23 protein-coding genes are annotated in these 23,376 nt (G+C 59.5%); all 23 read left to right on the forward strand.

Translation table 11 applies throughout. The features are described from left to right. Positions 1-183 precede the first annotated feature (183 nt). The 23 genes from AB4O01_RS28300 (at position 184) to fliM (ending at position 23,360) form a co-directional block, all read left to right on the forward strand. Positions 184-1,110, forward strand: a complete 927-nt coding sequence (locus tag AB4O01_RS28300) for a ketoacyl-ACP synthase III (RefSeq protein WP_007920064.1) — start codon at positions 184-186, stop codon at positions 1,108-1,110. A gap of 87 nt (positions 1,111-1,197) precedes the next feature. Continuing rightward, positions 1,198-2,487, forward strand: coding sequence for a motility associated factor glycosyltransferase family protein (locus AB4O01_RS28305; RefSeq protein WP_460090182.1), 1,290 nt, complete (start codon positions 1,198-1,200; stop codon positions 2,485-2,487). Continuing rightward, positions 2,484-2,750, forward strand: a complete 267-nt coding sequence (locus AB4O01_RS28310; protein ID WP_460090183.1) for a hypothetical protein — start codon at positions 2,484-2,486, stop codon at positions 2,748-2,750. Before AB4O01_RS28305 ends, AB4O01_RS28310 begins: the two co-directional genes overlap by 4 nt. A 242-nt stretch (positions 2,751-2,992) precedes the next feature. Continuing rightward, the gene (locus tag AB4O01_RS28315; RefSeq protein ID WP_007920059.1) at positions 2,993-3,844 is read left to right on the forward strand and encodes a flagellin domain-containing protein; all 852 of its coding nucleotides are present in this window, start codon (positions 2,993-2,995) and stop codon (positions 3,842-3,844) included. A gap of 71 nt (positions 3,845-3,915) precedes the next feature. Continuing rightward, complete coding sequence (locus AB4O01_RS28320) at positions 3,916-4,275, forward strand: flagellar protein FlaG (RefSeq protein ID WP_093439690.1); 360 nt, start codon at positions 3,916-3,918, stop codon at positions 4,273-4,275. A gap of 82 nt (positions 4,276-4,357) precedes the next feature. After that, positions 4,358-5,809 (forward strand): flagellar filament capping protein FliD, encoded by a 1,452-nt coding sequence (gene fliD / locus AB4O01_RS28325; protein WP_093439694.1) that lies wholly within the window; start codon positions 4,358-4,360, stop codon positions 5,807-5,809. Positions 5,810-5,938: 129 nt separating this feature from the next. Continuing rightward, positions 5,939-6,337 (forward strand): flagellar export chaperone FliS, encoded by a 399-nt coding sequence (fliS, locus tag AB4O01_RS28330; protein WP_093439698.1) that lies wholly within the window; start codon positions 5,939-5,941, stop codon positions 6,335-6,337. Between the two features lie 11 nt (positions 6,338-6,348). After that, positions 6,349-6,645 carry a hypothetical protein gene (locus tag AB4O01_RS28335; RefSeq protein WP_016984299.1) on the forward strand — a complete coding sequence of 99 codons (297 nt, stop codon included), beginning with the start codon at positions 6,349-6,351 and terminating at the stop codon, positions 6,643-6,645. A 172-nt stretch (positions 6,646-6,817) separates the two neighbouring features. Next, entirely contained in the window at positions 6,818-8,293 is a 1,476-nt protein-coding gene (locus AB4O01_RS28340) for a sigma-54 dependent transcriptional regulator (RefSeq protein ID WP_007920053.1), read from the forward strand. A 125-nt stretch (positions 8,294-8,418) separates the two neighbouring features. Beyond that, positions 8,419-9,612, forward strand: coding sequence for a sensor histidine kinase (locus AB4O01_RS28345; protein ID WP_175559666.1), 1,194 nt, complete (start codon positions 8,419-8,421; stop codon positions 9,610-9,612). A 5-nt stretch (positions 9,613-9,617) separates the two neighbouring features. Continuing rightward, positions 9,618-11,009, forward strand: coding sequence for a sigma-54-dependent transcriptional regulator (locus tag AB4O01_RS28350; RefSeq protein ID WP_460090185.1), 1,392 nt, complete (start codon positions 9,618-9,620; stop codon positions 11,007-11,009). Between the two features lie 128 nt (positions 11,010-11,137). Further along, positions 11,138-11,467, forward strand: a complete 330-nt coding sequence (gene fliE / locus AB4O01_RS28355; protein ID WP_007920044.1) for a flagellar hook-basal body complex protein FliE — start codon at positions 11,138-11,140, stop codon at positions 11,465-11,467. Positions 11,468-11,482: 15 nt separating this feature from the next. After that, a complete protein-coding gene (gene fliF / locus AB4O01_RS28360) occupies positions 11,483-13,270 on the forward strand; it encodes a flagellar basal-body MS-ring/collar protein FliF (protein WP_186624406.1) in 1,788 nt (595 codons plus the stop codon). Next, positions 13,263-14,282, forward strand: a complete 1,020-nt coding sequence (gene fliG, locus AB4O01_RS28365; protein WP_016771079.1) for a flagellar motor switch protein FliG — start codon at positions 13,263-13,265, stop codon at positions 14,280-14,282. Before fliF ends, fliG begins: the two co-directional genes overlap by 8 nt. Positions 14,283-14,286: 4 nt before the next feature. Continuing rightward, complete coding sequence (fliH, locus tag AB4O01_RS28370) at positions 14,287-15,093, forward strand: flagellar assembly protein FliH (RefSeq protein ID WP_460090187.1); 807 nt, start codon at positions 14,287-14,289, stop codon at positions 15,091-15,093. Next, positions 15,083-16,441: a flagellar protein export ATPase FliI gene (gene fliI / locus AB4O01_RS28375; protein WP_093439720.1), complete on the forward strand. Its 1,359-nt coding sequence runs from the start codon at positions 15,083-15,085 to the stop codon at positions 16,439-16,441. The genes fliH and fliI overlap by 11 nt, the downstream gene beginning before the upstream one ends. 6 nt (positions 16,442-16,447) lie before the next feature. Then, entirely contained in the window at positions 16,448-16,897 is a 450-nt protein-coding gene (gene fliJ, locus AB4O01_RS28380; RefSeq protein WP_093439724.1) for a flagellar export protein FliJ, read from the forward strand. 190 nt (positions 16,898-17,087) lie between these two features. Next, positions 17,088-17,393, forward strand: coding sequence for an STAS domain-containing protein (locus AB4O01_RS28385; RefSeq protein ID WP_093439728.1), 306 nt, complete (start codon positions 17,088-17,090; stop codon positions 17,391-17,393). A gap of 5 nt (positions 17,394-17,398) precedes the next feature. Further along, positions 17,399-19,102, forward strand: coding sequence for an ATP-binding SpoIIE family protein phosphatase (locus AB4O01_RS28390; RefSeq protein WP_460092325.1), 1,704 nt, complete (start codon positions 17,399-17,401; stop codon positions 19,100-19,102). A gap of 31 nt (positions 19,103-19,133) precedes the next feature. Next, positions 19,134-19,481: an Hpt domain-containing protein gene (locus AB4O01_RS28395; protein WP_186624404.1), complete on the forward strand. Its 348-nt coding sequence runs from the start codon at positions 19,134-19,136 to the stop codon at positions 19,479-19,481. 104 nt (positions 19,482-19,585) lie between these two features. Beyond that, entirely contained in the window at positions 19,586-20,956 is a 1,371-nt protein-coding gene (locus AB4O01_RS28400; protein ID WP_460090188.1) for a flagellar hook-length control protein FliK, read from the forward strand. A gap of 922 nt (positions 20,957-21,878) precedes the next feature. Beyond that, positions 21,879-22,382, forward strand: coding sequence for a flagellar basal body-associated protein FliL (gene fliL, locus AB4O01_RS28405; protein ID WP_007920033.1), 504 nt, complete (start codon positions 21,879-21,881; stop codon positions 22,380-22,382). Positions 22,383-22,391: 9 nt separating this feature from the next. Further along, a complete protein-coding gene (gene fliM, locus AB4O01_RS28410; protein WP_003222890.1) occupies positions 22,392-23,360 on the forward strand; it encodes a flagellar motor switch protein FliM in 969 nt (322 codons plus the stop codon). Positions 23,361-23,376: the final 16 nt, after the last annotated feature.

The raw sequence follows: 23,376 nt of genomic DNA on the forward strand, positions 1-23,376 counted from the left end.
ATAACGCGCATCTTCACTGTATTGTATTGATCGGGGAGATGGCGCCTGGCTCGTTTTCGATTCCAGTGATAGCCCTTTGCGCTCCCCGTGGCTGCCCGTTGTGGCGGCCGTTTTCTGTTTGTCGGCGCCCCTCGAAATCCTTGCGAGCGGTGGTCTTGGGCTGTTTTTTATTGGGAAGCCGTAATGATTGGCATAAAAAGCATTGCGAGCTACGTTCCTGTAGCCGGCGTGGACAATTACGCACAAGGTGCAAAATTCGAGAAGGATGAAGAATTCATCCTTGGCAAGATCGGTTCGGCATTCCTGCCGCGCAAAGACGCTGAACAAGAAACCTCCGACCTGTGCGTGGAAGCGGCCAATGCGCTGTTTGCCAGCAACCCGGATCTGAAACGTGAATCGATCGACGCATTGATCGTCGTCACCCAGAACGGTGACGAAGAAGGCCTGCCGCACACGGCTGCAATCGTGCAGGACAAACTCGGTCTGCCGACCAACGTGGCGGCCTTCGACATTTCCCTGGGCTGCTCCGGTTATGTCTACGGTATCTACGCGATCAAGGGCTTCATGGAAGCTGCCGGCCTGAAGAACGGCCTGCTGATTACCGCTGACCCGTACTCGAAAATCGTCGATCCGGAAGACCGCAACACCACCATGCTGTTCGGCGATGCCGCAACCGCTACGTGGATGGGTGAAGATCCGACCTGGGCGCTGGGCAAGGCCAAGTTTGGCACCGACGGCTCCGGTGCACCGCACTTGAAAGTCACCGATGGCGTGTTCTTCATGAACGGTCGTCAGGTCTTCAACTTTGCGCTGCTCAAAGTCCCGGCACACTTGCACGAACTGCTCGACGATTCCGGTCTGAAGGCCGATGACATCGATGCCTTCTGCATTCACCAGGGCAGTGCGGCGATTGTCGATGCCGTGGCGCGGCGCTTCGAAGGCGAGCCGGAGAAGTTCATCAAGGACATGGTCGAGACCGGTAATACCGTGTCGTCGAGCATTCCGTTACTGCTGGAAAAACACGTCATCGATTCCGATTGGCAGCGTATTGCGCTGAGCGGTTTTGGTGTCGGTCTGTCATGGGGCTCGGCGATCATCTATCGCCCTTGAGTCCGAGCAAAAACGGCGGATACAAAAATAGCGTTCAAGGTTAACCTTGAACGCTATTTTTTTGCCTGGAAGGGAGCGCGAGGCGCCATGAGCGAGTTTTTTCAAGCCAATGCCGAGGTGTTGCAACGGCGCTGGCCGGCGCTGTTCGAGCGACTGCTGGCTGAAGACAGTGATTCCATTCAGGCCGAACTGGTAGAAGGGCTAGGCTCGACGCTGAGCATCAACGGCATCCAGCTCACCAGTCGTCACGATCGCCTCCATGAAGCGCAGATTCAGGCGGCCAGCCTGCCGGACAAGCCGCAATTGCACGTCTATGGCACCGGTCTCGGTGATTTGCCCGGTGTGCTGCTTGAGCGGACGGGATTGCAACGCTTGTACGTGCACATCCTCAATGGCGCGCTGTTTGCGCTGGTGTTGCAACTGGTCGATCAGCGTCAGTGGCTGGAGGACCCGCGGGTCGAGTTGTTTTACGCTGCCGATCATCCGGACTTGTTCACGCCGTTTTTTGCCCTGCCTGCCGAGATGTTGCTGGCCGATGACTACAACGCGAAGATTCGCGATCGGCTGGTCAATGAAGTCCATCTGAGTTTTAACAATCGCGAATTCGACGCGCAGTCGCCGTTCATTCAACAGCGCTTGCAGGACTGCTTGCCGGTGCTGCTGGGTGATGACGATGTGGCGCAGTTGTTTGGTACCTGCACCGATCGCGAGATCTATGTGATCGCTACCGGGCCGACTCTGGAAGGGCACTTTGAACGATTGGCAGCGCTCCGGACTCAGGCTCAGCGCCCGCTGTTCATCTGTGTCGACACGGCGTATCGACCGTTGATTGAGCACGGGATCGTTCCGGATCTGGTGGTGACCATTGATCAGCGCATCAGCTTCCGTCATTTGCCGTTCGAGGCGTCTGACGGTATCCCGCTGGTGTATTTGCCCATGAGCGATCCCGAAGTTCTGCGGGCCTGGAAGGGCAAGCGCTATGGCGGTTACTCGGCCAGTCCGGTGTACGCCGGGTTGCGTGAACAGCATCCGCGCGCGCTGCTGCACGTCGGCGGCAGCGTGATCCATCCGGCGGTCGATCTGGCGGTGCAAATGGGCGCGTCTCGCATCACGCTATTTGGCGCCGATTTCGCCTTCCCGATGAACAAGACTCACGCGGGCTGGAGCGATGGCGATCTGGGGCCGGGTGTGAATCAGGCGCGGCACTGGGTGCGCGATGGGCAGGGACAGCGAGTCAGTACCCAGCTCAACTTTCGCGGTTACCTGTGTGTGCTGGAACGTTACATTGCTGCGCATCCGCACGTTGAGTTCTTCAACAGCAGCAGGGCGGGTGCGCTGATCGCCGGGACGCAATTCAATCAGGAGTTTGTGCAATGACGGCGATGAAAAAGTGCATCGGTGAATGCCGTCAGTCTGCCGGTCTGTTTCGGCTGGGGCGGGATGTCGAGGCAGCGCTGGGCATGGTTGATGTTTTCGAAGATGCACAGCAGTTGCTGCTCTCGGGGTCTGCGGATGTCCAGCAAATGTGGGTGCAGGTGCTCGCGCAAATGCTCGAATGTCAGGAGCGCCAGGACTGGTTGGGGCTGGCTGATTATATGGAGTACGAATTGATCGAGTTGCTGGAAAGTGTTCCGGTCTGAGCAGGCCGACAGCACTGGCCCGCAGGTTTGCGCCGCAGTCGGTTTTATGACGTCATTTTATCGCGGCTGACGTACTGCTAAGTCTTTGTTTTCTCGGGGGTGGCAGGGTGATGGCAAATTTTTTTCAAAAAGCCCTCAAGCAACCTGCAAACCCGACGATAACTATTACGAAGGTTCTCTAGGCCATACCCGGCGGTTGCCAGGGCCGGAAGCCGCAGTACCCAACCAACGAGGAATTCGTCATGGCTTTAACAGTAAACACCAACACCACGTCGTTGAACGTTCAGAAAAACCTGAACCGCGCTTCCGACGCTCTGTCGACTTCGATGCAGCGCCTGTCTTCCGGCCTGAAAATCAACAGCGCTAAAGACGACGCCGCTGGCCTGCAGATCTCGAACCGTATGTCCTCGCAGATCCGTGGTAACACCCAAGCCATCCAGAACGCCAACGACGGTATCTCCGTTGCCCAGACCGCTGAAGGCGCTCTGCAAGCTACTACCGACATCCTGCAGCGTATGCGTGAACTGGCTGTTAAAGCACGTAACGGTACCAACGGCACTGCTGACCAGACCGCTACCAACGCTGAATTCGCTCAGATGTCCGACGAGATCACCCGTATCTCGGCTTCGACCAACCTGAACGGCAAAAACCTGCTGGACGGTTCGGCTGGTACTGTGACCCTGCAAGTGGGCGCAAACACCGGTTCGGCTAACCACATCGACCTGGTACTGAGCTCCAAGTTCGACGCAGTAAGCCTGTCGGTAGGTAGCGGTACTCTGTCCCTGACCGGTGCTACCGTAACTGGCGCTTCGCAGAACATCGACAACGCGATCACCGCGATCGACGCTGCAATCGCTGCCATCGGTGCAACCCGCGCCAGCCTGGGTGCTTCGCAAAACCGTCTGACCAGCACCATCCAGAACTTGCAGAACATCACCGAGAACACCACTGCTGCACAAGGTCGCGTACAAGATACCGACTTCGCCGCAGAGACTGCTAACCTGACCAAGCAGCAAACCCTGCAACAGGCTTCGACCTCCGTACTGGCTCAAGCCAACCAACTGCCTTCCGCTGTACTGAAGCTGCTTCAGTAATTTCGGAATGAGTTTGAGCGGGGAGTGCGCTGGTCGCGCTCTCTCGCTTTTTTCGTTAGGAGGTGATGGGCATGGACATGAGCGTAAAGCTTAACGTGTCTTATCCGGCTCCCAAGCCAGCGACACCTGTTGCTGACAAGCCGTCAGAGACGCCAAAAGTTGCCAAGGTCGAAGCGCCGGTCGCTGACAGGAAAAGTCAGGGCACGGATGACGCCAAGCTGAAACTGGCAGTGCAGGAGATCGAGAAGTTCGTCCAATCGATCAAGCGCAATCTGGAGTTCTCGATCGATGAGCATTCCGGAAAGGTCATCGTCAAGGTGATCGCAAGCGAGACGGGTGAGGTCGTACGACAGATTCCCTCCGCAGAAGCCCTCAAGCTGGCAGACAGCCTCGCCAATGCGAGTCACGTATTGTTTGACGCCAAAGTCTGATAGCTGGCATGAATTATGTTTGTCCGTTCTCAAGATGCGTGTAACGGTCAAAAGAATGGCAACAATCTGAAGGGAGATGCACATGGCAAGTCCAATTCTACCGGGTTCCGGACTGGGTTCCGGCCTGGACATCGGCGCGATCGTGACCGCGCTGGTAAACGCCGACAAGTCTGCCAAGCAGACCCAGATCGACACGCAGACGAAAACCAACTCGCTGAAGATTTCCGGTGTTGGTTCGCTGAAAAGTGCGCTGGCCGCGTTCCAGAAGTCGATGACTGACCTGAACAGTGCGTCGAGCCCTGCGTTCGCCGGTTTCACCGCGACGTCGGACACCCCGGCTGTGCTCGGTGCAACGTCGGACAAGACTGCCGTGCCTGGTACCTACAGTGTTGTCGTGAAGAACCTGGCCACCGGCTCGAAAGTAGCCAGCGCCGCCTTTGCCGGCGGTGCCACCAGTGCCATTCCGAGTGGTACTCTGAAAATCACTCAGAATGGCACTGATTACCCTGTCACGATTCCGGCCAATGCCACCTTGCAGTCGACGCGAGACGCGATCAACACCGCGCAGTCGGCCAATGGTATCTCTGCCAACATCGTGACTGACAGCACAGGTGCCTCGCGCCTGGTGCTCAGTTCGAACAAGACCGGCGCGGGCATGGACCTCAAGGTCAGCGGTATCGCGGGTCTGGAAATCGATGGGACTCAGCCAATGGGCAGTTCGCCTGCGGCGGGTGCATCGGGTGCGGTCGAAGATGTGGCCAAGGATGCAATCCTGACCATCGACGGGCTGACTGTCACCAGCAAGTCCAATACGGTGACCGGTGCAATCAGCGGCATGACGCTGAATCTTGTTACCGCCAGTCCTGTGGACGCGAGTGGTAAGCAAACCGCTGCGACCGTCTCGGTAGCGACCAACACAACAGGCATCCAGACGTCTCTGCAGTCGTTCATCGATTCCTACAACACCCTGAAGAAAACCGTTGACACGCTGTCCAAGGCTACGGCGGACGAGGATGGCAATCTGACGGTGTCTGCGGCGTTCACTGGTGATGCATTGCCGCGTTCGCTGATGGCGGATGTGCGTGCTCAACTGACCGCTCCAGGGGCGGGCGGGCCAGGGCAATTGACCGTGCTGTCGCAGATGGGTGTTCTGACTGACAGCAAAACCGGTTTGCTGACGCTCGACACCGCGGTGTTCAAAACGCGCATGGAAACCCCGGGCATGGCCGGTCAGGTTCAGCAGTTGTTCAGCGGTACCGACGCCAAAAACGGCTTGTTGTCGCGCATGAATACCGCGCTTGATCCGTATTCGAAAACGGGCGGTCTGCTTGATCAGCGCAGTACCAACCTGACGAGTCGAACCACTGCTCTGCAAAAGCAGCAGACAGCCCTGGATCTTCGCGTCACCAGCCTGACGGCAACGCTGACGGCCAAGTACAACGCCATGGACTTGCTGGTAGGGCAGATGAAGGCTACGGCGAGCAACATTACGTCGTTCTTCAGCTCGCTGAACGCTCAGCAGTCCGCGAAGTAAAAGGCGGGCACGACAAAAACCCGGCTACGCTTCATCGGCGTGCGCCGGGTTTTTGTCTTTTGATCTAAAGTTCTGTGATTCGTTGGCGATACACTGGTTATACGAGTCATTGTGGCAATGAGGTAGAACATGAATCCGATGTTAGCCCTTCGGCAGTATCAGAAAGTCGGCGCACACGCTCAGACATCCGAAGCGAGCCCGCACCGTCTGGTGCAAATGTTGATGGAAGGTGGTCTGGCCCGTATCGCTCAGGCCAAAGGCGCCATCGAGCGCAAGGACATTCCTGGCAAATGCACTTCGATCAGCAAGGCGATTGGCATTGTCAGCGGTCTGCGTGAAGGCCTTGATCTGGAAAACAGCGCAGATACCCTGGCTGATCTGGATGGGCTGTATATCTACATGATGAAGCGCCTCGCCGAGGCGAACATCAGCAGCGACCTGCGCATTCTTGATGAGGTTGCCGGCTTGCTGAGCACGGTCAAGGAAGGCTGGGATGCTATTGCCCCTGTGCCTGCTCCGCAGTTTTAAAGGAGATCGTCATGAGTCTTGTATTGCAGCGAATCGCCGATACCCGAGAAGCGTTGGTTACTGCCCTCGCTGAACGCAATTGGGAAGCCATTGGTGAACTGGATCTGGCTTGCCGTTCCTGCATGGAAGACGTCATGGCTGAGGCTGCGCTGGACGAGGTCGCGTTGCGCGACAACCTTGAGGAGTTGCTCCACGTCTACAAGGAGCTTCTCGAGGTGGCCATGGGTGAGCGGCAGGCGATAGCCAACGAGATGTCGCAGATCACCCAAGCGCAAAAGGCGGCAAAGGTTTACCATCTGTTTGGTTAATTAACCCCCAGTTAATCCAGACATGTGCGCCATAAATTTGACTGTGCACGGTTTTTTGACTTAACTAGTGGCTGTTTTCAGATTTCAGGCGTCTACAGGCACATGGTGTCCTGCAAGCGTCTCGCTTGCCCCTTATTTTGGGCATTGAGTTGACTAGGGAAGTTGCTATTGCATGTGGCGTGAAACCAAAATTCTGCTGATCGATGACGATAGCGTCCGCCGCCGCGACCTTGCGGTGATTCTAAATTTTCTTGGCGAAGAAAATTTACCCTGCGGCAGCCATGACTGGCAGCAGGCAGTCGGCTCTTTGTCGTCTAGTCGTGAGGTCATTTGCGTACTGATCGGGACCGTTAATGCTCCTGGTGCGCTTTTGGGCTTGCTAAAGACACTCTCAACCTGGGATGAGTTCCTTCCGGTTTTGTTGATGGGCGATAATTCTTCCGTTGACTTGCCTGAAGACCAGCGTCGCCGAGTGCTTTCGACCCTCGAAATGCCTCCCAGCTACAGCAAATTGCTCGACTCCCTGCACCGTGCCCAGGTCTATCGCGAGATGTACGACCAGGCACGCGAGCGCGGTCGTCATCGCGAACCCAATCTGTTCCGCAGTCTTGTCGGCACCAGCCGTGCGATTCAGCACGTGCGCCAGATGATGCAGCAAGTCGCCGACACCGATGCCAGCGTACTGATCCTCGGTGAGTCCGGCACTGGCAAGGAAGTGGTTGCGCGCAACCTGCATTACCATTCCAAGCGCCGCGACGCACCATTCGTGCCGGTCAACTGCGGGGCGATCCCGGCAGAGCTGCTCGAAAGCGAATTGTTCGGTCACGAGAAGGGCGCCTTTACCGGCGCGATCACCAGCCGTGCCGGCCGCTTCGAACTGGCCAATGGCGGGACCCTGTTCCTCGACGAAATCGGCGACATGCCGCTGCCGATGCAGGTCAAGCTGCTGCGCGTCCTGCAGGAGCGCACCTTCGAGCGCGTGGGCAGCAACAAGACCCAGAGCGTCGATGTGCGCATCATCGCCGCGACCCACAAGAATCTCGAAAGCATGATCGAGATCGGCACCTTCCGCGAAGACCTTTACTATCGCCTGAACGTGTTCCCGATCGAGATGGCGCCGCTGCGTGAGCGCGTCGAAGACATTCCGTTGCTGATGAACGAACTGATCTCGCGCATGGAGCACGAGAAGCGCGGTTCGATCCGCTTCAACTCGGCAGCGATCATGTCGCTGTGCCGTCACGGCTGGCCGGGCAACGTCCGCGAGCTGGCCAACCTGGTGGAGCGCATGGCGATCATGCATCCGTACGGGGTGATCGGCGTGGTCGAGCTGCCGAAGAAATTCCGCTATGTCGACGACGAAGACGAGCAAATGGTCGACAGCCTGCGCAGCGATCTCGAAGAGCGCGTGGCGATCAACGGCCATACGCCGGACTTCACCGCCAACGCCATGCTGCCGCCGGAAGGCCTGGACCTGAAAGACTACCTCGGTGGTCTGGAGCAAGGCCTGATTCAGCAGGCGTTGGACGATGCCAATGGCATTGTGGCGCGTGCGGCTGAGCGCCTGCGTATCCGTCGCACCACCCTGGTGGAGAAGATGCGCAAGTACGGCATGAGCCGGCGCGATGGAGATGAACAGGCGGAGGATTGACGCCTGTTTTTCAACTGCTTCATTTATAAGCAGTTTTTTTTAGGCACGGGTATTGCTACAGCCCTCGCAACGTTCCGTTTAACTGACGGTCAGCCAAGCGAGAAAGCACAATGCCCCACGCCCAGATGTCTACTGCCTCCAGTCCCGAGGGGCAGCCGTCCTCCGTAGAGCAGGCAAGCCGACAGGGCCTGGAGCAGGCATTCGAGCTGTTCAGCCAGATGTCCAGCCAGCTGACGGACTCCTACAGCATGCTTGAGGCACGGGTAACCGAGCTCAAGGGTGAGCTCGCAGTCGTCAGTGCCCAGCGCATGCAGGAGCTGGCGGAAAAAGAACGCTTGGCCAACCGCCTGCAAAACCTCCTTGATCTGTTGCCCGGTGGCGTCATCGTCATCGACGGTCACGGCATGGTGCGCGAATCTAATCCTGCCGCTATCGAACTGCTCGGCTTGCCGCTTGAGGGCGAGCTGTGGCGCCATGTGATTGCGCGTTGCTTTGCCCCGCGCGAAGACGACGGTCATGAAGTTTCCTTGAAAAATGGTCGACGCCTGTCTATCGCCACCCGTTCGCTGGATGCCGAGCCGGGGCAACTGGTGCTGCTCAATGACCTGACAGAAACCCGTCATCTGCAAGATCAACTGGCACGCCACGAGCGCTTGTCCTCGCTGGGGCGTATGGTCGCCTCGCTGGCCCATCAGATCCGCACTCCGCTATCCGCTGCATTGCTCTATGCCAGTCATTTGACTGAGCAGCAATTGCCGGTCGCCACCCAGCAGCGTTTCGCCGGGCGCCTGAAAGAGCGCCTGCACGAACTCGAGCACCAAGTGCGCGACATGCTGGTCTTCGCTCGCGGTGAGTTGCCGCTGACCGATCGCCTGACCCCGAATACCTTAATGCAGGCGCTGCAAGCGGCAGCGCTGACGCATGTCCAGGATCTGCCCATCCGCTGGCAATGCGACAGTCATGCCGGTGAGCTGCTGTGCAACCGCGACACGCTGGTTGGAGCGCTGCTGAACCTGATCGAAAACGCCATTCAGGCCAGTGTCGGCGACGTCCGCCTGAAAGTGCATTGCTACACCCGTGACAACAACCTGCATCTGAGTATCAGCGACAGTGGCAGCGGCATCGAGCCTGCGGTTCTGGCGCGGCTTGGCGAGCCATTTTTTACCACCAAAGTCACCGGCACCGGCCTCGGCCTGACCGTGGTCAAGGCTGTGGCCCGTGCGCATCAGGGAGAATTGCTGCTGCGTTCGCGGGTCGGGCGCGGCACGTGCGCGCAGGTGATCCTGCCGCTGTTTTCCGCTGTACACGGAGCTGAGTAAAAGACATGGGCATCAAGGTTTTGCTGGTCGAGGATGACCGCTCATTGCGCGAGGCGCTGGCCGATACGTTGTTGCTGGCCGGGCACGATTACCACGCGGTCGGTTGCGCTGAAGACGCGCTGACGGCGGTGGCGCGTGAGGCGTTCAATCTGGTGGTCAGCGACGTCAACATGCCGGGCATGGACGGTCACCAGTTGCTCTCGCTGTTGCGGGCCCGCCAACCGCAATTGCCGGTGTTGCTGATGACGGCGCACGGCGCGGTCGAGCGTGCGGTCGATGCGATGCGCCAGGGCGCGGCCGACTATCTGGTCAAGCCGTTTGAACCCAAGGCCTTGCTGGATCTGGTGGCACGGCATGCGCTAGGCAGTATTGGCACAAGCGACGGCGACGGTCCGGTGGCCGTCGAGCCGGCCAGTGCGCAGTTGCTGGAGCTGGCAGCGCGGGTGGCGCGCAGCGATTCGACAGTGCTGATCTCCGGCGAATCCGGCACCGGTAAAGAAGTGTTGGCGCGCTACATTCACCAGCAATCCCATCGCGCCAGCCAGCCGTTCATTGCGATCAACTGTGCGGCGATCCCGGACAACATGCTCGAAGCCACGTTGTTCGGCCACGAGAAGGGTTCGTTCACCGGCGCCATCGCGGCGCAGGCCGGCAAGTTCGAACAAGCCGACGGCGGCACGCTGTTGCTCGACGAAATCTCCGAAATGCCCCTCGGCCTGCAAGCCAAACTGCTGCGCGTGTTGCAGGAGCGCGAGGTCGAGCGCGTCGGGGCACGTAAACCGATTGCCCTGGATATTCGCGTGGTCGCCACCACCAACCGTGATCTGGCGGGCGAAGTGGCGGCGGGGCGTTTCCGTGAAGACCTTTTTTACCGTCTGTCGGTTTTCCCCTTGGCCTGGCGTCCACTTCGCGAGCGCACTGCCGATATCCTGCCGCTGGCCGAAAGGTTGCTGGCCAAACACGTCAATAAAATGAAGCACGCGGCGGCGAAACTCTCGCCTGAAGCGCAGACGTGCCTGACCGCTTACCCGTGGCCGGGCAATGTGCGTGAGCTGGATAACGCCATTCAGCGTGCGCTGATCTTGCAGCAGGGCGGTTTGATTCAGCCGCAGGATTTCTGTCTGGCCGGTCCCGTGACGTACACCGCGATGCCCGTCGTCGCGCCGGTGTCAGCGGTGCTTCGCGAGGTGGAAATCGAAGCGGATTCGGCCGGTGCATTGGGCGATGACCTGCGGCGCCGGGAGTTTCAGATGATCATCGACACCCTGCGCGCCGAGCGCGGCCGACGTAAAGAGGCGGCGGAAAAGCTCGGTATCAGCCCGCGCACCCTGCGCTACAAGCTGGCGCAAATGCGCGATGCCGGGATGGACGTCGAAGGTTATCTGTTCGCCACCTGACGTCTGGCGCAACGATTTGAAAACGCTTTTCTGAAAGGGGTGCCCATGAGCTGGCACCCTTGTTGCTAATACCTGTGTACCCGCCGAGTGAGTGTCAAAAAATTGCGGGCCGCCCAAGAGAGTAGACCATGAGCCAAGGTATTGAATTTAATCGGTTGATGACAGACATGAAGGCCATGAAGCTGGATGCCATGTCTGCGCCGAAATCGACGACCGCTGTCCCTGAGTTGGGAGGCAGCAGCTTTTCCGACATGCTCGGTCAGGCGATCAACAAGGTCAGCGATACCCAGACCGCGTCGACTCAGTTGGCCAACGCATTCGAAGTGGGCAAGAGCGGCGTCGATCTGACGGACGTGATGATCGCTTCGCAAAAAGCCAGCGTGTCGTTCCAGGCTCTGACCCAGGTGCGCAACAAGCTGGTTCAGGCTTATCAAGACATCATGCAGATGCCGGTTTAAGGACGAGATTGAGTCATGGCAGAAGCAGTCGCCGATAACGTTCCGGCCAAGGCCACCCCGATAGACGGCAAACCGCCGCTGTTCGGCCTGTCCTTCCTGGAAAACCTCTCCGAGATGACCATGCTGCGTCAGGTGGGCCTGTTGGTCGGCCTGGCTGCGAGCGTGGCGATTGGCTTTGCCGTGGTGCTGTGGTCGCAGCAGCCGGATTACCGTCCGTTGTACGGCAGTCTTGCCGGCATGGACGCCAAGCAGGTCATGGACACCCTGGCCTCTGCTGACATTCCTTACACCGTCGAACCGAACTCCGGCGCCTTGCTGGTCAAGGCCGATGACCTGTCCCGTGCGCGGATGAAACTCGCCGCTGCTGGTGTCACTCCCAGCGACGGCAACATCGGTTTTGAAATCCTCGACAAGGAACAGGGGCTGGGCACCAGTCAGTTCATGGAAGCGACGCGCTACCGTCGTGGCCTCGAAGGTGAACTGGCGCGGACCATCTCCAGCTTGAACAACGTCAAGGGTGCCCGCGTGCACCTGGCGATTCCGAAGAGTTCGGTGTTCGTGCGTGATGAACGCAAGCCAAGTGCTTCGATTCTGGTCGAGTTGTATTCCGGTCGTTCGCTGGAGCCGGGGCAGGTGCTGGCGATCATTAACCTGGTGGCCACCTCCGTTCCTGAATTGAGCAAGTCGCAGATCACCGTCGTCGACCAGAAGGGCAACCTGCTCTCTGATCAGGCGGAGAACTCCGAAATGACCATGGCCGGCAAGCAGTTCGATTACAGCCGCCGCATGGAAAGCATGCTCACCCAGCGAGTGCACAACATTCTGCAGCCGGTATTGGGCAATGATCGCTACAAGGCTGAGGTCTCGGCCGACATCGATTTCAATGCCGTCGAGTCGACTGCCGAGCAGTTCAACCCGGATCAACCGGCGTTGCGCAGCGAGCAGTCGGTCAACGAACAACGCACCGCCAGCAATGGCCCGCAAGGTGTGCCGGGTGCCCTGAGCAACCAGCCGCCGTCGCCAGCCTCGGCGCCGCAAACCACCGGTGGCGCCGCCGCGCCGGCCGCTATGGTGCAGCCAGGCCAGCCATTGGTTGACGCCAACGGTCAGCAGATCATGGACCCGGCCACCGGCCAGCCGATGCTCGCGCCATACCCGGCAGACAAGCGTCAACAATCGACCAAGAACTTCGAACTCGACCGTTCCATCAGCCACACCAAACAGCAGCAGGGTCGCCTGAATCGCCTGTCGGTGTCGGTGGTGGTCGACGATCAGGTCAAGGTCAACGCGGCCAACGGCGAAACCACACGCGCGCCGTGGAGCGCCGACGAATTGGCGCGTTTCACCCGTCTGGTCCAGGACGCCGTCGGTTTCGACGCCAGTCGTGGCGACAGCGTCAGCGTGATCAACATGCCGTTCTCCGCCGAGCGCGGCGAAGTGATTGCCGATATTCCGTTCTACTCCCAGCCATGGTTCTGGGACATCGTCAAACAAGTGCTGGGTGTGTTGTTCATCCTGGTGCTGGTGTTTGGTGTGCTGCGTCCGGTGCTCAACAACATCACCGGCGGCGGCAAAGGCAAGGAGCTGGCCGGTCTGGGCAGCGACGTGGAACTCGGTGGGATGGGCGGCCTGGACGGCGACCTGGCCAACGACCGCGTAAGCCTCGGTGGTCCGCAGAGCATTCTGTTGCCGAGCCCAAGTGAGGGTTATGACGCGCAGTTGAATGCAATCAAGAGTCTGGTGGCCGAGGATCCGGGTCGCGTGGCTCAGGTCGTGAAAGAGTGGATTAACGCAGATGAGTGATAACCGAGCCGCTACCGTCAAACTGACCAAGGTCGACAAAGCCGCGATTCTGCTGCTGTCCCTGGGTTCGACCGACGCCGCACAAGTGCTGCGCCACATGGGCCCGAAAGAGGTTCAGCGTGTCGGCGTGGCCATGGCCCAGATGGGCAACGTCCATCGCGAGCAGGTCGAGCAGGTCATGAGCGAGTTCGTCGATATCGTCGGCGACCAGACCAGCCTCGGCGTCGGTTCCGACGACTACGTGCGCAAAATGCTCACTCAGGCCCTGGGTGAAGACAAGGCCAACGGCCTGATCGACCGCATCCTGCTCGGTGGCAACACCAGTGGCCTCGACAGCCTGAAATGGATGGAGCCGCGCGCCGTTGCTGACGTGATCCGTTACGAGCACCCGCAAATTCAAGCGATCGTGGTGGCGTACCTCGACCCGGATCAGGCCGGTGAAGTGCTGGGCAACTTCGACCACAAGGTGCGTCTGGACATCATCCTGCGCGTCTCGTCGTTGAACACCGTACAGCCAGCAGCACTGAAAGAGCTGAACCAGATTCTCGAGAAGCAGTTCTCCGGCAACTCGAATGCCTCGCGCACCACCCTGGGTGGCATCAAGCGTGCGGCCGACATCATGAACTTCCTCGACAGCTCGATCGAAGGCCAGCTCATGGATTCGATCCGCGAAGTCGACGAAGACCTGTCCGGTCAGATCGAAGACCTCATGTTCGTGTTCAACAACCTCGCCGATGTCGACGACCGTGGCATTCAGGCGTTGCTGCGCGAAGTGTCCTCGGACGTGCTGGTGCTGGCCCTCAAGGGTTCGGACGAAGGCGTCAAAGAGAAGATCTTCAAGAACATGTCCAAACGTGCTGCCGAACTGTTGCGCGACGACCTCGAGGCCAAAGGCCCGGTGCGCGTCAGCGACGTCGAAACCGCGCAGAAAGAAATCCTCACCATTGCCCGTCGTATGGCCGAAGCCGGCGAAATTGTCCTCGGTGGCAAGGGTGGCGAGGAAATGATCTAAGCCCATGGACAAGCACGACGACGATGTGACGGATCTGATCCGTGCCCGTGATGTGCGCGGATTCGAATCCTGGGCCATGCCCAGCTTCGACCCGCCGAAGCCGGAACCCGAGCCAGAGCCGGAACCCGAACCGCCGGAAATGGAAGAGGTGCCGCTGGAAGAAGTCCAGCCACTGACCCTGGAAGAACTCGAAAGCATCCGTCAGGAGGCTTACAACGAAGGCTTCGGCATCGGCGAGAAAGAAGGCTTTCACAGCGCCACGCTCAAGGTCCGTCAGGAAGCTGAAGTGGCGCTGGCGGCAAAACTTGCCAGCCTTGAGCAGTTGATGGCGAACCTGTTCGAACCCATCGCTGAGCAAGACACGCAGATCGAAAAATCGCTGGTCGACCTCGTGCAGCACATCACCAAACAGGTGATCAAGCGCGAACTGGCCATCGATTCCAGCCAGATCGAACACGTCATGCGCGATGCGCTCAAGCTGTTGCCGCTGGGTGTGGAAAACGTGCGTCTGTACGTCAATCCGCAGGACTTCGAACAGGCCAAGGCCTTGCGCGAACGTCATGAGGAAACCTGGCGCATCGTCGAAGATGAATCGCTGTTGCCGGGTGGCTGCCGGGTTGAAACCGAGCACAGCCGCATCGATGCCAGCATCGAAACCCGCGTCGCTCAGGTCATGGCCAAACTGTTCGATCAGTTGCACGAGCAGGCGTTGCACCCGGCTGAAGCGGATCTGACTCTGGACATTCCTGAAGACGTAAAACCGGCGGCCTCACCTGACGAGCCGCTCGCGGACGAACCCGATGCGCCTTGAACGCACCAGTTTCGCCAAGCGCCTGAGTACTTACGCTGAGGCCACCGAGATTGCCGGCGCGCCGATTCTTGAAGGTCGCCTGCTGCGCATGGTCGGCCTCACCCTCGAAGCCGAAGGCCTGCGCGCCGCCATGGGCACGCGCTGCCTGGTGATCAATGACGACAGCTATCACCCGTCCCAGGTCGAAGCGGAAGTCATGGGGTTTTCCGGCAGCAAAGTTTTTCTGATGCCGGTCGGCAGCGTTGCCGGCATCGCCCCGGGCGCCCGTGTGGTACCACTGGCTGATACCGGTCGCTTGCCGATGGGCATGAGCATGCTCGGGCGCGTCCTCGACGGCGCCGGTCGTGCGCTGGACGGCAAGGGCGGGATGAAGGCCGAAGACTGGGTGCCAATGGACGGCCCGACGATCAACCCGCTCAACCGTGACCCGATCAGCGTACCGCTGGACGTTGGTATCCGTTGCATCAACGGTTTGCTGACGGTCGGTCGCGGCCAGCGTCTGGGTCTGTTCGCCGGTACCGGTGTCGGTAAATCGGTGTTGCTGGGCATGATGACCCGCTTCACCGAGGCCGACATCATCGTCGTTGGCCTGATCGGTGAGCGGGGTCGAGAAGTTAAGGAATTCATCGAGCACATCCTCGGTGAAGAAGGTCTCAAGCGTTCCGTGGTCGTCGCATCCCCTGCGGACGATGCGCCGCTGATGCGCCTGCGCGCCGCCATGTATTGCACGCGAATTGCCGAGTATTTCCGCGACAAGGGCAAGAACGTCCTGCTGCTGATGGATTCGCTGACCCGTTTCGCCCAGGCGCAGCGGGAAATCGCCTTGGCCATCGGCGAACCGCCGGCAACCAAGGGGTATCCGCCGTCGGTGTTCGCCAAATTGCCGAAACTGGTTGAGCGTGCCGGTAATGCGGAGAAGGGCGGTGGTTCGATTACCGCGTTCTATACGGTGTTGTCCGAAGGCGATGACCAGCAGGATCCGATTGCCGACTCGGCTCGAGGCGTACTTGATGGTCACATCGTGCTGTCCCGGCGTCTGGCCGAGGAAGGGCACTATCCGGCCATCGACATTGAAGCGTCGATCAGCCGGGTAATGCCGGCGGTGGTTTCGCCGGAACACATGCAGCGCGCGCAGTACTTCAAACAGTTGTGGTCGCGTTATCAGCAGAGCCGCGATCTGATCAGCGTCGGCGCCTACGTTGCCGGCGGCGACCGCGAGACCGATCTGGCGATTTCCCTGCAACCGCAGTTGGTGCGCTACCAGCGTCAGGGCCTCAACGACAAAATCAACATGGGTGAAAGCCAGGCCTATCTCGAGACCTTGTTCGCCCCTGCGGCGGGCGGGTAACCGGCCATGGCCGTCAGCCGCGCTGCGCGCCTGGCTCCGGTGGTGGACATGGCCGAACAGGCCGAGAAAACCGCCGTGCAACGGCTGGGCTATTTTCAGGGTCAGGTCAAAGTCGCAGAAAGCAAACTCGCCGACCTCAATGCCTTTCGTCTGGATTACTCGCAGCAATGGATCGTGCGCGGCAGCACCGGCGTGAGCGGGCAGTGGCTGCTGGGTTTTCAGGGTTTTCTGGCGCAACTCGACACCGCCGTCGACCAGCAGCGCCAGAGTCTGGTCTGGCACCAGAACAAACTCGACAAGGCGCGTGAAGAATGGCAACAGGCGTTCGCCAAGGTCGAAGGTTTGCGCAAACTGGTGCAACGTTATCGCGAAGAGGCGCAACGTCTCGAAGACAAGCGCGAGCAGAAGTTGCTCGATGAATTGTCACAGCGTTTGCCGCGACAGAATCCCTTCTAAATTGCACCGCGAAACCCTGTGGGAGCGAGCTTTCTCGCGAATGCATTCGGTCAACTGGCTCAATTGTTGACTGGCACGATGCCTTCGCGAGCAGGCTCGCTCCCACATTTGATCCGGTGTTGCACCTTGCCCATGGGTCTACCAAGTGCTAAACCTTGTACAGGTTCGTCAATGACAAGGAAGCCAGTCAATGTCAGTCGTTACAGAAGTCTCTCCGGATGGTCAAAAGCTGACGATTTCCGTCAAGGGTCGATTTGATTTTGGTCGCCATCAGGAATTTCGCGATTCCTATGAGCGGCTCGACACCAAGCCTGAATCCATTGTGGTCGACCTGAAAGAAGCCACCTACCTCGACAGCTCCGCACTGGGCATGCTGCTCCTGCTGCGCGATCACGCCGGCGGCGATAACTCGGACGTGCGAGTCGTCAACAGCAGCTCCGATGTGAAGAAGATCCTCGCCATCTCCAATTTCGACAAACTATTCGACATCACTTGACGACCATGCAGGCGCAAGAGCCGCTGACCATACTGATCGCCGAAGACAGCGCCGCCGATCGCCTGTTGCTGTCGACCATCGTCCGTCGTCAGGGCCATAACGTCTTGACGGCGGCCAACGGTGCCGAAGCGGTCGATCTGTTTCGCCGGCAGCAACCCGATCTGGTGCTGATGGACGCGATGATGCCGGTCATGGACGGCTTCGAAGCCGCGCGGCAGATCAAGGCGCTGGCGGGCGAGACGCTGGTGCCGATCATCTTCCTCACCTCGCTGACTGAAAGCGAAGCGCTGGCCCGTTGTCTGGAGGCCGGTGGCGACGACTTTCTGGCGAAGCCTTACAACCAGGTGATCCTCGCCGCCAAAATCAAGGCGATGGATCGCTTGCGCCGCTTGCAGGCAACCGTGCTGCAGCAGCGCGACCTGATCGCCAAACACCATGATTACCTGCTCAACGAACAGCGTGTGGCCAAAGCCGTGTTCGATAAGGTCGCGCATTCCGGTTGCCTGAGTGCGCCGAACATCCGCTACCTGCAATCACCTTATGCGCTGTTCAACGGTGACCTGCTGCTGGCAGCCTACACGCCGGCCGGTGACATGCATGTGCTGCTCGGCGATTTCACCGGTCACGGGCTGCCGGCAGCAGTGGGTGCCATGCCGCTCGCCGAAGTCTTCTACGGCATGACTGCCAAGGGCTACGGCCTGGCCGAAACCCTGCGCGAGATGAACGCCAAGCTCAAACGCATCCTGCCGGTGGACATGTTCTGCTGCGCCACGCTGCTTTGCCTGAGTTTTCAGCGACGCTCGGTCGAAGTGTGGAACGGCGGCATGCCTGACGGCTATCTGCATCGGATCGCCAGCGGTGAACGTGTACCGCTGGCAGCGCGGCACTTGCCACTGGGTGTACTGAGTGCGCAGGCGTTCGACGACCGTACGGAAGTGCATCCGATGGCCGCCGGTGATCGGGTGTTCCTGTTGTCCGACGGGGTGATCGACACCAGTGATGCCAGTGATCAACTGTTCGGTGTCGAGCGTTTGCAGCAGGTGTTCGCCGCTAACCGCGAGCCTGATCGCTTGTTCGAGGACATCGAGCAGGCATTGCGCGATTTTCGCGGAGAGGCTCGCGACGACGTGAGCATGGTCGAGGTCAGCCTGCTGGAGACGGCGCAGGTCAAGCCGTCGGCGCCGGTGTATTCCGACAGCGGCCAGTCGTGCCCGCTCGACTGGTCGGTGAGCTTCGAGTTTCGTGGCGCCACGCTCAAGCGCTTCAATCCGTTGCCGTACCTGTTGCAGTTGCTGCTTGAGGTGCATGGGTTGCGGGCGCAGAGTGGTGCTTTGTACAGCGTGCTGGCCGAGTTGTATTCCAATGCGCTGGAACATGGCGTGCTGGGTCTGGACTCCAGCCTCAAGCGCGATGCGGCGGGTTTTGCTCGCTATTATCAGCAGCGCAACGATCGGCTGGAGGCGCTGCAGGATGGCTTTGTCCGTGTGCATCTGCAGGTGCAGCCACAAGGCGATGGCGGCCGGCTGGTGATTCGCGTTGAGGACAGCGGCAAGGGTTTTGATGTAGCGCGAATCATGGAAAGGCCGCTGGACGGTATCCGTTTGTCGGGGCGCGGCGTCAGTCTGGTCCGGCAATTGGGGCATAACGCCAGTTGGTCGGACGAAGGTCGTAGTGCCTGCGTGGAGTTTTCCTGGGAGGTTGAGGCATAATTCGCGCAATTCTTGATCAAGGAGTGAACAAGTGACTGACACACATATTGATCGCGAGGCGCTGAGAGTACTGCGCGATGTGATGGAGGAGGGTTATCCAGAACTGCTGGATACCTTTCTGACGGATTCCGAAAGTCGCTTGGTTGATCTGCGAAAAGCGGTGGATGCCAAGGTCTTGTCGGAAGTTGCCCACAGCTTCAAGGGCAGCGCCAGCAACATGGGGGCTGTCCGTTTGGCGGCGCTCTGCCAGGAGCTGGAGTCGGAAGCCAAAAATAAGAGCCCGGCGGAAATAGTCAAACTGGTCGCTCAGATCAGTGGCGAATTTGCTGAAGTTCGCCCGGTTTATGAAAGCGAAAAACATCCTGCTCACACGCACTGATCCCGCCGTCCGGCGCTTTTTACGAGTGCCGGGCAAAACTGGCCCGGCACTTGCAGTTATCTCTGCAACTGTACCTACGATCCCAGTGCAGCGGAGACCGTTTCATGCCTGCGACCCCCAACATCCTTCTTCAGAATGCCGCTCAGGCCAAGGCGCAAGCTACCTCGGCCAAAACGTCGGCCATGGCCGTAGACGCCGGGGATAAAGCCTCAAGCTTCGCTAAAGTGTTCGCCGATCAGGGGTCGAGCAAGCCTGTCGCCACCGCTGACAATTCGCCGAAGTCGGCGCGCGACAAGGTCGCTGACAACAGCGGCAAAAAGGACATCGGCAAAGATCAGTCTGCCGCTGCACAGCCGGCGGTTGCCGATAGCGGCAACGACTTGCCTGCCGACAAAACCGCAGCGACCGATGACAGCAGCGCCAGCAGCGACGACAACACAGACACCGCCCAGACGCCAGTGGTAGACGCGGCGCCGGTTGATCCGACGCTCGATCCGGCATTGGCAACCGCTGTGCAGCCGGTAGTCACGGCGCCAGTTGTGCAGACTCCGGCGGTCGTCGCGAGTGCCCAGCCTGAAGCCGAAACGCCTGCGCTTGCCGCACTGCCGGGTACGGTCAAAGATCCGGCACCGGCCACCGACAGCGATTTCGACCCTTCGGCCGACCCGCTCGACTCGATGCCGGCGGTACGCATGGCGATGGAGCAGGGCGGGCACATTTCCGCCGCCAGCCAGGCGCAACCGAAAGCGTCGCCGGCTCAGGCTCAGGCCGACGGTGAATTGACTTCCGCGCAAACCTTCGCCGCCGGCATGGCCAGTATGCTCGACGTGCAAGCCGACAAGGACAGCACCAGCCAGGGTGGTGACAAAGCGTTCAGCGGCTTGATCGACGATGGCCTCAAAGATCTCAAGACTGCGACCAGCGATACCCGCGTCGATGACTTCGCCAACCGTCTGGCGGCACTGACGCAGGCGGCCACGCCGAAGACAGCGAACGCGGTACCGGTGAATCAGCCGATCGCCATGCACCAGAGCGGCTGGACTGAAGAAGTGGTCAATCGCGTCATGTATCTGTCGAGTGCCAATCTGAAGGCGGCGGACATTCAGCTGCAGCCGGCTGAACTGGGGCGATTGGATATTCGCGTCAACATGGTTCCGGACCAGCAGACCCAAGTGACCTTTATGAGCGCGCATCCAAGCGTGCGAGAAGCGCTCGACGGCCAGATGCATCGCCTGCGTGAAATGTTCAACCAGCAGGGCATGGGTCAGGTCGACGTCAATGTCTCCGACCAGAACCGTGGCTGGCAGGGGCAACAAGGTCAGGAACAGGCGCAGCAGGGCCAGAGTGGTCGCACCAGCGCGGCCGGCGGACGCCTCGATTCGGCGGATGACGAATTGGCGCCTGCCGCTATTGCTGAAGTTGCTGCTCAAACCACCAGCGTGATTGGCAGCAGCGCGGTCGACTATTACGCCTGAGCAAAATCAAGAGCCCCTCATCGGAACGCCGCCCGCCTAGCCTCTCCCGGAGGGAGAGGGGACTGACTGATTGGGGGATGCTTGCGAAGTACGCCGACCGGATATTCCTGTTGTGAATCCATAATCGACTTGGTCTTGCAGGTCGGTGTTTGACGTCTTGCACCTCGGTCGGCCACCTGAAAACCCTCACCCTAGTCCTCTCCCAGAGGGAGGGGGGACTGATTGGGGAATGCTCTTGAAGTACGCCGACCTGATACTTCTGCTGTGAATCTCCAATCGACTCGGTCTTTCAGGTCGGTGTTTGACGTCTTGCACCTCGGTCGGCCACCTGAAAACCCTCACCCTAGCCCTCTCCCAGAGGGAGAGGGGACTGATTGGGGGATGCTCTTGAAGTACGCCGACCTGATACTTCTGCTGTGAATCTCCAATCGACTCGGTCTTTCAGGTCGATGTTTGGCGTCTGACATCTCGGTCGGCCCCTTGAAAACCCTCACCCTAGCCCTTCCCAGAGGGAGAGGGGACCGATTGGGGGATGCTCTTGAAGTACGCCGACCGGATACTCCTGTTGTGAATCCGTAATCGACTTGGTCTTTCAGGTCGATGTTTGACGTCTTGCACCTCGGTCGGCCCCCTGAAAACCCTCACCCTAGCCCTCTCCCGGAGGGAGAGGGGACCGATTGGGGGATGCTCTTGAAGTACGCCGATCTGATACTTCTGCTGTGAATCTCTAATCGACTCGGTCTTGCAGGTCGATGTTTAACGCAAGACGCCTCGGTCGGCCCCCTCTCCCTCCGGGAGAGGGCTGGGGTGAGGGTGCCTTTGACTTTAGCGTTGTCTGCGCTACGGCCGACACTTCTGGCATAACACTTGCTCTTGCCTTGCCGTGCGACTGTGAAAACCCGATTAGTGACGGATTATTGGCATGGCGAAGAGCGAAACAGCAGCAGTGAAAGACCCCGCAACCAAAGGCAAACTCAAGCTGATCATTGTGATCGTGCTGGCGTTGCTGCTGGCCATTGGCGCGTCCGTGGGGGCGACCTGGTTCTTCATGCACAGCGCTCAGAGCAAGCCTGCCGAAGCCGCTGATGCAGCGCCTGTCGGCAAGCAGCCGGCGATTTTCGAGCCGATGGCGCCGGCCTTTGTCGCCAACTACAACCAGAACGGCCGTCAGCGCTACATGCAGGTGAGCATCACCATGCTGGCGCGTAATCAGGCTGATCTGGAAGCGCTCAAAGTGCACATGCCGGTGATCCGCAACAACCTGGTGATGCTCTTCTCCGGTCAGGATTTCGCCACCTTGGCGACCCCGGTCGGCCAGGAGATGTTGCGCCAGAAGGCCACCGCCAGCGTCCAGGAAGTGGCGCAGAAAGAGCTGGGCAAAGTGGTGATCGAACAGTTGCTTTTCACTAATTTCGTACTGCAGTAGGAACACGACATGGCCGTGCAGGATCTGCTGTCCCAGGATGAAATCGACGCGCTGTTGCATGGCGTCGACGATGGTCTGGTACAGACCGATAACGCTGCCGAACCCGGCAGTGTCAAAAGCTACGACCTGACCAGTCAGGACCGCATCGTCCGTGGACGCATGCCGACTCTGGAAATGATCAACGAGCGTTTTGCCCGCTATACCCGCATCAGCATGTTCAACATGCTGCGCCGCTCGGCGGACGTTGCCGTCGGTGGCGTGCAGGTGATGAAGTTCGGCGAATACGTGCACTCGCTGTACGTGCCGACCAGCCTCAACCTGGTCAAGATCAAACCGTTACGCGGCACCGCGCTGTTCATCCTTGACGCCAAACTGGTGTTCAAACTGGTGGACAACTTCTTCGGCGGCGACGGCCGTCACGCCAAGATCGAAGGGCGTGAATTCACCCCGACCGAACTGCGTGTGGTGCGCATGGTGCTGGAACAGGCTTTCGTCGATTTGAAAGAAGCCTGGCAGGCGATCATGGAAGTCAATTTCGAGTACATCAACTCGGAAGTGAACCCGGCCATGGCCAACATCGTCGGCCCGAGCGAAGCGATCGTGGTCTCCACGTTCCACATCGAACTCGATGGCGGCGGCGGCGACCTGCACGTGACCATGCCGTACTCGATGATCGAGCCGGTGCGCGAAATGCTCGACGCCGGTTTCCAGTCCGACCTCGACGATCAGGACGAGCGCTGGGTCAACGCGCTGCGTCAGGACGTCCTCGATGTCGACGTACCCATCGGCGCCACCGTGGCGCGCCGCCAGTTGAAACTGCGCGACATCCTGCACATGCAGCCGGGTGACGTGATCCCGGTCGAAATGCCGGAAGACATGATCATGCGCGCCAACGGCGTGCCGGCCTTCAAGGTCAAGATGGGCTCGCACAAAGGCAACCTCGCGTTGCAAGTGATCGAGCCGATCGAGCGTCGCTGAAACGGCGCTCCTACCC

Source organism: Pseudomonas sp. S2_E02, from assembly GCF_054668355.1.